The organism is Bradyrhizobium sp. Leo114, assembly GCF_055229415.2.
The window spans coordinates 334,155-346,678 of record NZ_JBUYEN020000002.1 but is presented as its reverse complement, the minus strand read 5'-3'; the positions used below and the strand labels follow the sequence as shown (position 1 = coordinate 346,678).

The 12,524-nt window shown below is 63.5% G+C and carries 17 protein-coding genes and 1 riboswitch; of the genes, 8 read left to right on the top strand and 9 right to left on the bottom strand.

What is annotated here, in order from left to right:
- Positions 1-187 precede the first annotated feature (187 nt).
- Positions 188-339, top strand: a riboswitch (FMN riboswitch).
- Between the two features lie 75 nt (positions 340-414).
- Positions 415-1,002 (top strand): 6,7-dimethyl-8-ribityllumazine synthase, encoded by a 588-nt coding sequence (locus ACZIRK_RS03925; protein ID WP_028163900.1) that lies wholly within the window; start codon positions 415-417, stop codon positions 1,000-1,002.
- 156 nt (positions 1,003-1,158) lie between these two features.
- On the opposite strand, the gene ACZIRK_RS03920 is transcribed toward ACZIRK_RS03925, so the two are convergent.
- The 6 genes from ACZIRK_RS03920 to ACZIRK_RS03895 form a co-directional block, all read right to left on the bottom strand.
- Positions 1,159-2,112, bottom strand: a complete 954-nt coding sequence (locus ACZIRK_RS03920) for a ribose-phosphate pyrophosphokinase (protein WP_028163899.1) — start codon at positions 2,110-2,112, stop codon at positions 1,159-1,161.
- A gap of 167 nt (positions 2,113-2,279) precedes the next feature.
- Complete coding sequence (locus tag ACZIRK_RS03915; RefSeq protein ID WP_051396707.1) at positions 2,280-2,891, bottom strand: hypothetical protein; 612 nt, start codon at positions 2,889-2,891, stop codon at positions 2,280-2,282.
- A 124-nt stretch (positions 2,892-3,015) separates the two neighbouring features.
- Entirely contained in the window at positions 3,016-3,783 is a 768-nt protein-coding gene (gene pgeF / locus ACZIRK_RS03910) for a peptidoglycan editing factor PgeF (RefSeq protein WP_130230657.1), read from the bottom strand.
- Positions 3,780-4,901 carry a class I SAM-dependent methyltransferase gene (locus ACZIRK_RS03905; RefSeq protein ID WP_130230659.1) on the bottom strand — a complete coding sequence of 374 codons (1,122 nt, stop codon included), beginning with the start codon at positions 4,899-4,901 and terminating at the stop codon, positions 3,780-3,782. Before ACZIRK_RS03905 ends, pgeF begins: the two co-directional genes overlap by 4 nt.
- 8 nt (positions 4,902-4,909) lie before the next feature.
- Complete coding sequence (gene lgt, locus ACZIRK_RS03900; RefSeq protein ID WP_130230661.1) at positions 4,910-5,752, bottom strand: prolipoprotein diacylglyceryl transferase; 843 nt, start codon at positions 5,750-5,752, stop codon at positions 4,910-4,912.
- A gap of 11 nt (positions 5,753-5,763) precedes the next feature.
- Positions 5,764-6,498: a dienelactone hydrolase family protein gene (locus ACZIRK_RS03895; protein ID WP_130230663.1), complete on the bottom strand. Its 735-nt coding sequence runs from the start codon at positions 6,496-6,498 to the stop codon at positions 5,764-5,766.
- A 163-nt stretch (positions 6,499-6,661) separates the two neighbouring features.
- Here ACZIRK_RS03895 and ACZIRK_RS03890 point away from each other — a divergent pair, with 163 nt between their 5' ends.
- The 4 genes from ACZIRK_RS03890 (at position 6,662) to ychF (ending at position 9,801) form a co-directional block, all read left to right on the top strand.
- A complete protein-coding gene (locus ACZIRK_RS03890) occupies positions 6,662-6,925 on the top strand; it encodes an accessory factor UbiK family protein (protein WP_130230665.1) in 264 nt (87 codons plus the stop codon).
- A 365-nt stretch (positions 6,926-7,290) separates the two neighbouring features.
- A complete protein-coding gene (locus ACZIRK_RS03885; protein WP_028163892.1) occupies positions 7,291-8,001 on the top strand; it encodes a 50S ribosomal protein L25/general stress protein Ctc in 711 nt (236 codons plus the stop codon).
- Between the two features lie 27 nt (positions 8,002-8,028).
- A complete protein-coding gene (gene pth / locus ACZIRK_RS03880) occupies positions 8,029-8,634 on the top strand; it encodes an aminoacyl-tRNA hydrolase (RefSeq protein ID WP_130231213.1) in 606 nt (201 codons plus the stop codon).
- A 69-nt stretch (positions 8,635-8,703) separates the two neighbouring features.
- Positions 8,704-9,801, top strand: coding sequence for a redox-regulated ATPase YchF (gene ychF, locus ACZIRK_RS03875; protein ID WP_130231215.1), 1,098 nt, complete (start codon positions 8,704-8,706; stop codon positions 9,799-9,801).
- Here the strand turns inward: ychF and ACZIRK_RS03870 are convergent, their stop codons facing one another.
- Complete coding sequence (locus tag ACZIRK_RS03870; RefSeq protein ID WP_028163889.1) at positions 9,802-10,101, bottom strand: DUF4282 domain-containing protein; 300 nt, start codon at positions 10,099-10,101, stop codon at positions 9,802-9,804.
- Positions 10,102-10,309: 208 nt separating this feature from the next.
- Between ACZIRK_RS03870 and ACZIRK_RS03865 the strand changes: the two genes are divergently transcribed.
- The 3 genes from ACZIRK_RS03865 to ACZIRK_RS03855 all read left to right on the top strand — a co-directional run bounded on the left by ACZIRK_RS03865 (position 10,310) and on the right by ACZIRK_RS03855 (position 11,541).
- Entirely contained in the window at positions 10,310-10,771 is a 462-nt protein-coding gene (locus ACZIRK_RS03865; protein WP_028163888.1) for a MaoC family dehydratase, read from the top strand.
- A 5-nt stretch (positions 10,772-10,776) separates the two neighbouring features.
- Positions 10,777-11,256: a MaoC family dehydratase gene (locus ACZIRK_RS03860; protein ID WP_463326976.1), complete on the top strand. Its 480-nt coding sequence runs from the start codon at positions 10,777-10,779 to the stop codon at positions 11,254-11,256.
- 141 nt (positions 11,257-11,397) lie between these two features.
- Entirely contained in the window at positions 11,398-11,541 is a 144-nt protein-coding gene (locus ACZIRK_RS03855) for a hypothetical protein (protein WP_028163886.1), read from the top strand.
- Between the two features lie 40 nt (positions 11,542-11,581).
- On the opposite strand, the gene ACZIRK_RS03850 is transcribed toward ACZIRK_RS03855, so the two are convergent.
- Together ACZIRK_RS03850 and ACZIRK_RS03845 are read right to left on the bottom strand one after the other, a co-directional pair.
- Complete coding sequence (locus tag ACZIRK_RS03850) at positions 11,582-11,719, bottom strand: hypothetical protein (protein ID WP_165435628.1); 138 nt, start codon at positions 11,717-11,719, stop codon at positions 11,582-11,584.
- 235 nt (positions 11,720-11,954) lie between these two features.
- On the bottom strand, positions 11,955-12,383 hold the full coding sequence (locus tag ACZIRK_RS03845) for a hypothetical protein (protein ID WP_028163885.1): 429 nt from the start codon (positions 12,381-12,383) through the stop codon (positions 11,955-11,957).
- Between the last annotated feature and the right edge of the window lie 141 nt (positions 12,384-12,524).

Below are 12,524 nucleotides of genomic sequence, written 5' to 3'. Positions count from 1 at the left end.
ATCGGATTTGCGCGATCGTCGCAATCGTTAACGCGCGCGCCGCGCGTTTCGGCTCAGCGAAGCGGTCGCCAGGTCGTCAAGGCTCGCGTCGGGCACATGGGGAACATGCCGATTCGCCATGCCAAGGCGCTTGCCGCGTCCCTCGGTTTGGCAATAACTTTGGGATAGGTCGTCCATTCCGGGCGGCCGATGTTCTCAGGGCGGGGTGAAAGTCCCCACCGGCGGTAAGGGCCCGATGGCCCAAGCCCGCGAGCGCCTTTCTCCCCCCAGGAGGAAGGGTCAGCAGATTCGGTGCAATTCCGAAGCCGACGGTCAAAGTCCGGATGAAAGAGAACGGTTGCGGCAGCCTCGCCATCGCGCGTGGCTAGAGTCGTTTTCCGTATGCCCTGATTCTGGTCCTGAAAGAGGAAAGCCATGAATCAGATGTTGCAAGAAGCCGAAGTCCAAACTCCTGAAGCCGAGGAAGTCCAGTCGCCCGCGGATGCCACGCCGGCAACGCCAGAGCCTCCGCCGGCGCCCACGCATCCGCGGTTCGCCAAGCCGCAGCGGGTTGCATTCGTGCAATCGTCCTGGCACCGCGACGTCGTGGAGGAATGCCGCATCGCCTTCCTCGCCGAGATGGAGGCGCGGCATGTCACGAACATCGACGTGTTCGAGGTACCGGGCTCATTCGAGATCCCGCTGCACGCGCAGATCCTGGCCAAGACGCGCCGCTACACGGCGATCGTTGCCGCGGGCCTTGTCGTCGACGGCGGCATCTATCGCCACGAGTTCGTCGCCGACACCGTGATCAAGGCGCTGATGGACGTGCAGTTGCGCACTGAGGTGCCGGTGTTCTCGGCCGTGCTGACGCCGCAGCAGTTCCACGAGACGGAGGTGCATTTCGATTTCTTCCGCAAGCATTTCGCCATCAAGGGCGTCGAGGTCGCGGAAGCCTGCGCCAACACCCTGCACAGCCTCGAGCGTCTGCGCGGCCAGGTCGCCGCGGGGATCGTGGGGTAACGAACACCGTCATTCCGGGATGCGCGCGAAGCACGCCAGGCCCGGAATCCATTTGACCCGCGGTGGGACGGATTCCGGGCTCGCGCGGAGCCTGTCATCGGGCCGCGCTTTGCGCGGACCCGGTGGCGCGCCCCGGAATGACGATGCAGATGAATGTCAGTCGAACAGGCTCGACACCGACTCTTCGGCGGCGGTGCGGGCGATGGCCTCGGAGATCAGGCCGGCGATCGAGAGGGTGCGGATGTTGGCGGAGTTTCTCACGGCCTCGGTCGGCAGGATCGAGTCGGTGATGACGAGCTCTTTCAGCTTGGACGAGGCGATGCGGGCCGCGGCGCCACCGGACAAGACGCCATGGGTGATATAGGCGAACACTTCCTTGGCGCCGTTGGCGATCAGGGCATCGGCCGCATTCACCAGCGTGCCGCCGGAATCCACGATGTCGTCGACGAGGATGCAGGTGTAGCCGGCGACATCGCCGATCACGTTCATCACTTCGGACTCGCCCGGCCGCTCACGACGCTTGTCGATGATCGCCAGCGGCGTATTGATGCGCTTTGCGAGGCCGCGTGCGCGCACCACGCCGCCGACGTCGGGCGACACCACCATCACATTGCTCAGCGCGAAGCGTTCGCGGATGTCGCGCACCATCACCGGCGAGGCGAAGAGATTGTCGGTCGGGATATCGAAGAAGCCCTGGATCTGCATGGCATGCAGGTCGAGTGTCATGACGCGGTCGGCGCCGGCATGCGTGATCAGGTTGGCGACCAGCTTCGCCGAGATCGGGGTGCGCGAGCCCGATTTGCGATCCTGCCGCGCATAGCCGAAATAGGGCACGACCGCCGTGATGCGGCGGGCGGAAGCCCGGCGCAGCGCGTCGGTGATGATCAGAAGTTCCATCAGGTGGTCGTTGGCCGGAAACGACGTCGACTGCAGGATGAAGACGTCGGAGCCGCGGACGTTTTCCTGGATCTCGACGAAGATCTCCATATCGGCGAAGCGCCGGACCACCGCTTTGGTCAAGGACATCCCCAGCCCATCGGCGATCTCTTGCGCCAGCACGGGATTGGAATTGCCAGCTACCAGCTTGATCGCGCCGTTCTTGGCCGACATGGACGGTTCTCCCCGAGGTTTGCTCGATACCATGTCCAACATCTCAAGTACCTACAGAACCGGCGGGTTTCGATGCGCGACGAGATATCAGGCGAGGCAGGCAGCGGCAACCCGTCACACCCGTTATCCCGGCGAAAAAATGACAGGTTTTTGACTATCCCGAACGTTTAGTTAGCGCTGTAGCCGAGCGCGACGACGCCGGATTCTTCCGGTTCAGGCGCGCTTGCGACCGCAGGTCCCTGCCGGCTGGGCGCCGAGGCCGGTGCAGGCGCATCGGTCGGGCCACCATTGATCATGCTGCTGAGCCCGCTCAGGCCCGCTTGTGCGATCTTGCGCAGGACCAGGTCGTCCGCGGCAGCCCAGGCGTCACGGCCGGTCTTGCCGGCTGGTTCTTCGCCGGAGAGGCGCAGGGCGCGCTGCTGGTTGGCGTCATAGACGTCCCAGACCCAGGCGATGGCGGTCTTGCCGCGCACGACCTGCGCCGAGAGATAGCCGCGCACGCGGTAGGCGGCCGCGCCCTCGCGCGAGACGATTGCGATGTCGCGGAGTTTGGCTTCACTGTCCAGCACACCCACCATGCGGTCGAACACCTGCGGCGGCGGGCCGTCGATCGATTCGAATGCGATTGTCGGTCCACTGGCGCTGTTTCCGGCCATGGCATAGGCGTTGCTCGCCGCGCCACCATTGGCGCAGCCGCCGAGCGCACAGGCTGCCATCAGCAACGTTGCGGCCACCGCGGCGCGCGCAATTCGGGAAAGGGTGACGATGGTGTCGCTCATCATCACCCCGATATCGTTAAAATACGTTAAGGTCTAGGGCAGTGAGGCCACGGCGCCGGTTCGATAGATTCCGGGCGGTGATCGAAATTTTTCTTTGAAGTTTAAGCACTTCCCCTGGAAGCGGTTATTTCTCCAGGGCGATGGCGTGAACGTGCCGGCCATAATCGCCCTCTTTCCGATGCACCGAGCGTCGGTAACTATAAAAGCGTTCGTCGGAATAGGTATCGATCCCGATGTCGTCGATCATCAGGATACCGGCGTTCTCCAGCCGCATCCGGATGTAGCCGCCGAGGTCGAACATCGCGTGCCCTTCGCGTTCACCCGGCAGGAAGAACAGGGCGTTGTCCGCATCGGCCTCCAGAAAACGCGCCACGAATTCGGGCCCCACTTCATAGGAGTGCTGGCGGATCAAAGGCCCGATCGCGGTGACGATGCCGCTGCGGTCGGCGCCGAGCTTCTCCATCGCCTCGACGGTCGATTCCAGCACGCCGGTCAGCGCGCCCTTCCAGCCGGCATGCGCCGCGCCGATCACGCGCGCATTGGGATCGACAAACAGGATCGGGCCGCAATCGGCCGCGGTGACGCCGATCGCAAGGTTCTCCGTGCGGGTGACAATGGCGTCGGCTTTCGGCCGCGCATCGCTCGCCCACGGTGTGGTGGCGACCACGACATCGGGGGAATGCACCTGATAGAGCGTCAGCAGGCGGTTGGGCGCGACCCCCAAGCGCTCCGCCATGCGCCGGCGGTTTTCCGTGACATTATCGGCAGCGTCATTGGAGCCGATGCCGCCGTTGAGGCCGGCATAGATGCCCCCGGACACGCCGCCTTCGCGCGAGAAAAAGGCGTGGCGCAGGCCGGGAATGGCTGAGAGCAGCGGGGAGGCCAGGGTCATGAACGTTCCGCGTCGTTTGGGTGATCGCTCAGGCCCGCGATCGAGGTGAGCTCCGGGTGGGAGATCGCCATTGCCTTGAACATCGAGCCCATTCCGCCGCGGCCGCTGTCGGTCAATCGTTTCAGTGCGCCGGCGATCTCGGCGCCGATCTCGGGCGTGGCCTTTGCCATCAATCCCGCGGCGCGCGCCTCGATGCCGAGGCGCTTCAGGAATTCACCCTGCGTCACCGGGCCGTGGACGCGTGCGCCGACGTCTTCGGCGGCGCGTGCCAGCGCCTGGAAGTCGACATGGGCGGTGACGTCGGCCTGGCCCGGATTCTTCAGCGGATCGGAAAAGCTGTGGCGGGCGATGGCCTGGAAGGTGTCGCCGGCGTCGCTGCGCATGTGGCCATAATCGATGATCAACGCCGCGCCGTCCTGGTCGCGCACGCGGCGGGCGAGCTTCATGATCTCGGTATCGGGCCGCCATTCGAACACGGCACCTAAGGGAGCTGCGCGCACCAGCGGCGGCAGCAGCACGTCGAAACGCGGCATCGGCTCCGGCGCGGTGCCGAATGCGAGCTTGCCATTGCTGTCGAGCTCGATCACGCGTTCGTGCCAGCCGTTCTCGTGCCGCACCACCTGGTGGATCGGCAGCACGTCGAAATATTCGTTGGTGAGGATCACCGCCGGACCCTCGGGCACCTCGTCGATGCTCTCGTGCCAGGTGATGTCGCGGACGTTGCCCAAGGTTGCGCGCTGCTTCTCGCGCAGCACCGGATTGATCTCGACCAGATGGACGCTGAGCGACTGATAGAGCGGCGGCAGCACCCGCAGCGCCCGCAACGCGTCCGCCATCATGGTGCCGCGGCCTGGGCCGATCTCGATGAGCCGCAGCGAGTCAGGCGAGCCGATCGCGCGCCAGATCGACGCTGACCACAGGCCCAGCAGCTCGCCGAACATCTGGCTGACTTCGGGCGCGGTGGTGAAATCGCCCTCACGGCCCAGCGGGTCGCGCGACACGTAATAGCCGTGCTGGGGATGCATCAGGCATAGTTCCATGTAGCGCCAGACCGGCATCGGGCCGGATGATTTGATCAGTTTCTTGATCTCGGACAGCAGCGGCGAAACTTCGGTCACATCCAGCCTTAAATCGAATTCGGCACCGGCTGTGGCGCCCTGCGGCGCCAAGCCATCACAACCATGATACTGCCGACAATAACCATCGGCACCGACAACAGCATTCCCATGGTTGGACCGCCCCACAGGAATCCGAGCTGCGGGTCGGGCTCGCGGAAGTGTTCGCCGATGATGCGGGCGATGCCGTAGATCAAAATGAAGCTGCCGAGCACGAGGCCGGGCCGCTTCAACGCACCCATCCGGATCATCACCGCCAGGATCGTGAACAGGAGGATGCCCTCGAGCCCGGCTTCATAAAGCTGGCTCGGATGCCGCGGCAGCGGTCCGCCGTTGGGAAACACCATCGCCCAGGGCAGGCTCGGATCGGCGGGCCGGCCCCACAATTCGCTGTTGATGAAATTGGCGAGCCGGCCGAGGAACAAGCCAATCGGCGCCACCGCGGTGGTTAAGTCGCCGAGCGATAGGATCGGGATGCGATTCCGGCGCGCAAACCACATCACTGCGACGACGCAGCCGAGAAAGCCGCCATGGAACGACATGCCGCCCTTCCAAAGCTCGAAGATCTCAGCGGGATGCTGGATGAAAAACGGCAGGTTGTAGAACAGCACATAGCCGGTGCGGCCGCCGACGATGATGCCGAGGGTGACCCAGAGGATGAAGTCGTCCATCTGGGTCAGCGTGATCGGCGCGGGACCGCCCCACAATTTTTCGTTCTTGATCATCTGCCGCGCGTAGATCCAGCCGATCACGATGCCGCAGATGTAGGCGAGTGCGTACCAGCGGATCGCGATCGGTCCGATCGAGATGGCGATCGGATTGAACACGGGGAAATCGATCAAGAGGAAGGGCATCGCGCCTCGGGCTATGCGGAAAGATTGCGGCGATAGAGCGCCAGCAGACGCTCCCAGTGCCGCTCGGCGGCGTCGCGGTGATAGACCGGGCGCTTCGGGAAGGCGAAGCCGTGATGGGTGGCGGGATAGATCTCGACCTCGTTGTTCGATCCCTTCATGCCGGCCTGCACTTTTTCGATGATCTCCATCGGCGCGTAGATGTCGGTCTCGGCGCAGGCGAAATAGAGCTCGGCCTTGGTCTTCTCGGCTGCCAGATGCGGGCTGTCGGGCTGGTCGGTCGCCAGATGCGTGCCGTAGACCGAGGCGGCGGCTTTCACGCGATCGGGGAAATGCGTCGCTGCGTTGATCGCGTAGCGCCCGCTCATGCAATAGCCGACGGTGCCGACGAGGCGCGTATTCGCGGCGGCCTCGCCCTCGGCATAGGAGAGCAGGGCCTTGGTGTCTTCCATCACCATGGGGATGTTGATCGAGTGCATCAATTCGAACATGCGCTTGCGCTCGGGCGATTCCGGGTCGGGATTGATCGGCCCGAGCTCCATGACGCCGGCGCGGTAATAGAGGTTCGGCAGCATCACATAGTAACCGGACGTCCCGAGCCGGCGCGCCATATCGCGCAGCTCCTCGCGGATCGCCGGCGCATCCATGTAGAAAATGATCACCGGAAACGGTCCGCCGCGCTCGGGGTGGGTGATGAAAGTGGTGATCTTGCCGTCTTTGGTCGGAATATCGATCTGCTGGTCGATCATGGGCGCTTCTTCGGTTTGCGATTCTCTACTCCTGCGCGCTGAATACGATTGCAAGGAAAACGGAGCATGACAAGGCGAGCGGCATCATGGGTCATTTGCGGCCTTGAACCCCGCGCCTTTGATTGCCATTGTCTTGGTCGCCCAAGGGAGTGCGGAGAGTTAGATGACCCAGACCACGAACCGTTTTTTTGACGAGATCGGCCGCCTCATGAACGACGCCGCCGGGGCCGCCCAGGGCGTCAAGCGCGAAGTCGACTCGGTCATGCGCAACCAGGCCGAACGCGTCCTGCGCGACCTCGATGTCGTCCGGCGCGAGGAGTTCGAGGCGGTGAAGGACATGGCCCGCCTGGCGCGCGAGGAAAACGAGGTGCTGAAGGCGCGGATCGCAGCCCTGGAGGCCAAGCTCGGGATCGCGCCGAGCACGTGAAGGCGGACGGGTAGGGCCGTTTCCCACGCACTCTACCGTGATGCCCGGGCTTGCCCGTCTTCGCTATCGCTTCGCCGGACTGACATTAGAGTGCCCGGCGAAGCCTCGGCGGAGTCGGGTCCCGGGCATCAACGTTCTTTCTTCCTGTCGACCGAAGGGCGTGGATGGCCGGGACAAGCCCGGCCATGACGAGCTAGGAGGCGTATCGCTTCCCAGATCGCCAGCCATTTTCCTTGTCATTTCGGCCCTTTGGAGCTAAAAGCCCGCGACGTCCGCAGCCCCCGCACCCCTGGAGGCTTGCTGCGGGACGCGAAACGGGGCCGCGATGCGGCCTTTAACTTTTTGCAAAACAAGGACTTAGACTGATGGCGACCGTCAAGGAATTGAAGGCGACCGCACGTCCGAAGAGCGGCAAGGGGGCCGCCCGGGCTGAGCGTCGCGCCGGGAAAGTTCCCGGAGTGATCTATGGTGACAACAAGCCCCCGCTGACCATCTCGGTCGACGACCGCGAGCTGCGCCAGCGCATCCTCGCAGGCCGCTTCCTGACGACGCTGTTCGACATCGATCTCGACGGCAAGAAGCACCGCGTGATTCCGCGCGACTATCACCTCGACCCGGTGAAGGACTTCCCGCTCCATGTCGACTTCATGCGGCTCGGTGAAGGTGCGACCATCCGCGTCAGCGTTCCGCTGCACGTCATCAACGCGGAAACGGCGCCCGGCGTGAAGCGCGGTGGAACCGTCAACATCGTCACCCACACAATCGACCTCGAATGCTCGGTCGAAAACATTCCGCAGTACATCGATGCCGATGTCGGCGCGCTGGAAATCAGCTATTCGCTGCATCTGTCCGACATCAAGCTGCCGAAGGGCGTGAAGGCGCTGTCGCGAGAGGACGCCACGCTGGTGACCATCGTGCCGCCGTCCGGCTACGCCGAAGAGCAGAAGGCGGCGGCAGGTGCGGCCCCGGCGGCAGGCGCTGCGGCTCCGGCTGCAGGTGCGGCTGCTCCGGCGGCGGGTGCTGCGGCTCCAGCGGCGGGTGCCAAGGCACCGGCCGGTGGCGACAAGAAGAAGTGATAGCGCGCCAGCGCGGGATGCCGCGTCATGCGACTCTTTGTTGGTCTCGGTAATCCCGGCGCGAAATACGCTGATAACCGGCACAACATCGGCTTCATGGCCGTCGAAGAGATTGCGCGGCGTCATGGTTTCGCACCATGGCGCCGCCGCTTTCAGGGCGAGACATCCGAAGGCCTGCTCGGTCACGAGAAGGTCCTGCTGCTGAAGCCGACCACCTACATGAACGAGTCCGGGCGCGCGGTGCAGGAAGCGCAGAATTTCTTCAAGCTTCCGGCGGGCGACATCACTGTGTTCCAGGACGAGCTCGAGCTGCCGGCGGCGAAGGTGCGCGTCAAGGTCGGCGGCGGCATCGCCGGGCACAACGGCTTGCGCTCGATCTCCGCGCATATCGGCAACGACTATCGCCGGGTCCGGCTCGGGATCGGTCATCCCGGGATCAAGGAACTCGTGCACAGTCACGTGCTGTCGGATTTCGCCAAGGGCGACTGGCCGTGGGTCGATGCGCTCTGCGAGGCCGTCGCCGACAATGCCGGCCTGCTGGCCGCGGGACAGGACTCGTCGTTCCAGAACAAGGTGCATCTGACGATGCAGGCAAAGGGCTTTTTCGACAGCAAAGAAGAGGGCGGAAAGTAACGCTCGTCATCGAGGGCGACCTCAGTCAATTCAGCCGCTGCACATTCGCGCGGGAGATCGGAAAGTACGATGGGATTCAAATGCGGGATCGTCGGGCTGCCCAATGTCGGCAAGTCGACGCTGTTCAATGCGCTGACCGAGACGGCCGCAGCGCAAGCGGCCAATTATCCGTTCTGCACCATCGAGCCGAATGTCGGCGAGGTCGCTGTCCCCGATCCGCGGCTCGACAAGCTCGCGGCCGTGGCAAAGTCGGCGCAGATCATTCCGACCCGGCTGACCTTCGTCGACATCGCCGGACTGGTCCGCGGCGCTTCCAAGGGGGAAGGGCTCGGCAACCAGTTCCTCGCCAACATCCGTGAGGTCGATGCGATCGCGCATGTGGTGCGCTGCTTCGAGGATTCGGACATCACCCATGTCGAGGGCAAGATCGCGCCGCTGGCCGATATCGAGACCATCGAAACCGAATTGATGCTCGCCGATCTCGACAGCCTCGAGAAGCGCGTCGACAATCTCACTAAGAAGGCCAAGGGCAACGACAAGGACGCCAAGGAACAGCTCGATCTCGTCAACCGTACGCTGGTGCTGCTCCGTGAGGGCAGGCCCGCGCGTGCGCTCGAGCGCAAGGTGGAAGAGGAGCGCGCCTTCCGCATGCTCGGGCTTCTGAGTTCCAAGCCGGTGCTCTATGTCTGCAATGTCGAGGAGAGCTCGGCCAAGGATGGCAACAGTTTCTCGAAGCAGGTGTTCGCGCACGCGAAGCAGGAGGGCGCGGTCGCCGTCGTGATCTCCGCCAAGATCGAATCCGAGATCGCGACGCTGTCACGCGAGGAGCGCACGGAATTCCTGGACACGCTCGGGCTCGAGGAAGCCGGCCTGGACCGCCTGATCCGCGCCGGCTACGAGTTGCTCCATCTCATCACCTATTTCACGGTGGGGCCGAAGGAAGCGCGCGCCTGGACCATCGACCGCGGCACCAAGGCGCCGCAGGCGGCCGGCGTGATCCATACCGATTTCGAGAAGGGCTTTATCCGCGCCGAGACCATCGCCTATGACGACTACGTCGCGCTCGGCGGCGAAGCCGGCGCCCGCGACGCCGGCAAGCTGCGCCTGGAAGGCAAGGACTACGTCGTCGCCGACGGCGACGTGATGCATTTCAGGTTCAATACCTGATCACCGCATTCCGCCCTGGCCCTGATCGCGGATCGCGCCAAGATGCTCGTTGATGCGGAACACGATCAGGATGAATTCGGCGACGATGCGCGAGAGCACGATGCCGACCACGATGCTGGTGAGCGAGGCGAGCAGCAGGATGAAGCCGCCGAACGGGCTGATCGCCATTGCGGCCAGGCTCCAGAGGATTCCGTAAATGCCGAACAGCACGATCACGCCGATGACTAGCCAGTAGAACGTCTTGATGATCGTGGGGGTGATAAAGCGGTCCCACTGAAACAGGTCTTGAAAATCGAACATCGGTGGATTCTCCCGGCCAATCGATCTTGAGTCGCGCGCAAGCAGGGCTAGCTCCGAACCTCAGTCCGGGCAAGTCGGGGGGCGGTACGCAAGGACGATGCTTCCCCGCTATGGTGGTCCCCCTTGAAAGCAAGCCATGCGGGCGGGCGGGTTGAGATTGCCGCAAATAACGGCCACAATCAGGCCCCTCTCTCCTGAAATCCCCAACATGACCACGCTCACTTTCGAAGACTTCAACATCGGCCATTTCGGCACCTTCGGGCCGCGCCACGTCACGCGCGAGGAGATACTGGCCTTTGCCGCCGAGTTCGATCCACAGCCGATGCATCTCGACGAAGAGGCGGCGAAACGATCGATGCTCAAGGGCCTGTCCGGCTCGGGCTGGCATCTCGGCTCGCTCACGATGCGGATGCTGGCCGACGGCTTTATCTGCCGCACGGCCTCGCTCGGCTCACCCGGCGTCAACGAGATGCGCTGGCTGTCGCCACTACGCCCGGGCGACGATTTGACGCTGGATGTCGAGGTGGTGGAAGCGCGCGTCTCGCAGAGCCGACCTTCGACCGGCATCGTGACGTTCAAGTGCACGGTGCGCAATGCGGCCGGCGTGATGTTGTGCGAGATGGAGTCGCCGATCATCATCGGTCGGCGCGCGGAAGCGGTGACGGGGTAGCATCGATGCGCTTCTTCGAGGACATTGAGATCGGCGCGCGGCGCGAGCTCGGCTCGTTCACCTTCACCGCCGAAGACATCAAGCGCTTCGCGGCGCAGTTCGATCCGCAGCGCTTTCACCTCGACGAGGAGGAAGGGCGAAAGTCGCTGTTCGGCGGACTGGCAGCGTCGGGCTGGCACGTCGCCTCCGTCTGCATGAAGCTCCTGGTGGCCGACGGCAAGCGGCTGGCGCAGGAGATGGCCGCGCGCGGGGACGAGGTCGCGGTATGGGGACCTTCGCCCGGCTTTCGCGAACTGCGCTGGATCAAGCCGGTCCTGGCCGGCGACACCATCAGCTACGCCAATGTGGTCGAGACCAAGCGCACCTCCGAGAAGCGTCCCGAATGGGGCATCCTGCAAGGCCGCAACACCGGCACCAACCAGCGCGGCGAACTCGTGTTCTCGTTTCTGGCCACCGCCTTCGTTCCGCGCCGCAAGGCGGCCTGAAACACAGCCGGCGTGGTTACGGGAACCTTGCCGCGCTCTTTAACCGTATTCGACGAATTCCGGATACGATCTATTTGCTAACCCATTTTGAACTTTCTGCCGGCCATATCAGACGCAAGGGTAAGCACCGTGGGGACGACTATGGCAGATCGTGTCGGACTGAAAGTTCTGGGCGCAATTTTCGCGACCATCACGGTTGCGGTGATGCTGACCACCGGCATGGTGGTGAAGGGCTATGCCGACGGCGCCTTCACGCTCGAGGGCAGCGCGATCGTCCGACGCTGATCTTCAGCTTCTGCTAACCATCAGCGGCCATCGTGCGGTGTCAGCGGCTCCAGATCAACACCATCACCACGGTCGCCGCGATCAATAGTCCGACGAAGCGGAGCATGATGGTGCCGACACTGTGCGGCGATTGCCGCAGCGGGATGGGATCGGTGTTGTCGGGCCGAACGCTTTGCATCAGTGCTGTTTTCCCCAAGAAACGGCGTGCCAAAGCGGCAGCATCCGTCGCGGCGTGATCCAGATTCACGCTCAGTCACAAATCATTACGCTCTAAGTTCGAGCATGATCTTTTCCCGATCACGCTCAGGCGCGCGTTGCGCTTTTATCTTTCAAATCATTTTAGTCAAATAGAAACCGCCGCATCCTCCGCATGGGCGATGCGGCGGTCATGAACTCCCAAGCAATCGCCGAGACTAGCTGTTGCGCAGCCCGTCGGCGGCGCGCTTCCACTGCGTGACGTTGTCGGCGATCATGCGAGTCGACTTCATCGCGGCCTGGCTGAGCTGGGCATAGCCCGAGATCTCGCGCTGGACGCGCTGGCCTTCGGCATGCAGGAGGTCGCGCAGGCTTTCGAGCTCGGAGATCAACTTCTCGATCTCCGCGAGCGACGTGCCGGCGACGCGCTGGATCAGCGAGTTGACATTGTTCACGGTGGCCTCGGTGTTGGGCTCGAGTGGTTCCGTGTTCACCTGCGGCTGCGGCGACCGGCGCAGATAGGCGATATCGTTGCGCACGAATTCGCGGATGCCGGCCTCGACGTCCGAGACGGCGGCGAGGTTGTTGTCGACTTCCGTCCCTTCTACTTCTGTTTCAACTTGCTCGGAACGATTGGTGGCGTTCATCGGCTATTCCTCTGTTACGCAATGACGCGAGCGCGGAAGTCCCCCCGCCGCACGACGACGTGAAGGGGCAACCATAGGCGCCCGATTTTGACCGCATCTAGGCCAAGTTGCGGCAATGGTTCGATCATTCCTTAAGGGATT

Excerpts from the sequence above, each read along its gene's own strand:
- ACZIRK_RS03925 (WP_028163900.1), top strand. The coding sequence starts at position 415 with ATGAATCAGATGTTGCAAGAAGCCGAAGTCCAAACTCCTGAAGCCGAG.
- ACZIRK_RS03920 (WP_028163899.1), bottom strand. The coding sequence starts at position 2,112 with ATGTCGGCCAAGAACGGCGCGATCAAGCTGGTAGCTGGCAATTCCAAT.
- ACZIRK_RS03915 (WP_051396707.1), bottom strand. The coding sequence starts at position 2,891 with ATGAGCGACACCATCGTCACCCTTTCCCGAATTGCGCGCGCCGCGGTG.
- pgeF (WP_130230657.1), bottom strand. The coding sequence starts at position 3,783 with ATGACCCTGGCCTCCCCGCTGCTCTCAGCCATTCCCGGCCTGCGCCAC.
- lgt (WP_130230661.1), bottom strand. The coding sequence starts at position 5,752 with ATGCCCTTCCTCTTGATCGATTTCCCCGTGTTCAATCCGATCGCCATC.
- ACZIRK_RS03895 (WP_130230663.1), bottom strand. The coding sequence starts at position 6,498 with ATGATCGACCAGCAGATCGATATTCCGACCAAAGACGGCAAGATCACC.
- ACZIRK_RS03890 (WP_130230665.1), top strand. The coding sequence starts at position 6,662 with ATGACCCAGACCACGAACCGTTTTTTTGACGAGATCGGCCGCCTCATG.
- ACZIRK_RS03885 (WP_028163892.1), top strand. The coding sequence starts at position 7,291 with ATGGCGACCGTCAAGGAATTGAAGGCGACCGCACGTCCGAAGAGCGGC.
- pth (WP_130231213.1), top strand. The coding sequence starts at position 8,029 with ATGCGACTCTTTGTTGGTCTCGGTAATCCCGGCGCGAAATACGCTGAT.
- ychF (WP_130231215.1), top strand. The coding sequence starts at position 8,704 with ATGGGATTCAAATGCGGGATCGTCGGGCTGCCCAATGTCGGCAAGTCG.
- ACZIRK_RS03870 (WP_028163889.1), bottom strand. The coding sequence starts at position 10,101 with ATGTTCGATTTTCAAGACCTGTTTCAGTGGGACCGCTTTATCACCCCC.
- ACZIRK_RS03865 (WP_028163888.1), top strand. The coding sequence starts at position 10,310 with ATGACCACGCTCACTTTCGAAGACTTCAACATCGGCCATTTCGGCACC.
- ACZIRK_RS03860 (WP_463326976.1), top strand. The coding sequence starts at position 10,777 with ATGCGCTTCTTCGAGGACATTGAGATCGGCGCGCGGCGCGAGCTCGGC.
- ACZIRK_RS03855 (WP_028163886.1), top strand. The coding sequence starts at position 11,398 with ATGGCAGATCGTGTCGGACTGAAAGTTCTGGGCGCAATTTTCGCGACC.
- ACZIRK_RS03850 (WP_165435628.1), bottom strand. The coding sequence starts at position 11,719 with ATGCAAAGCGTTCGGCCCGACAACACCGATCCCATCCCGCTGCGGCAA.
- ACZIRK_RS03845 (WP_028163885.1), bottom strand. The coding sequence starts at position 12,383 with ATGAACGCCACCAATCGTTCCGAGCAAGTTGAAACAGAAGTAGAAGGG.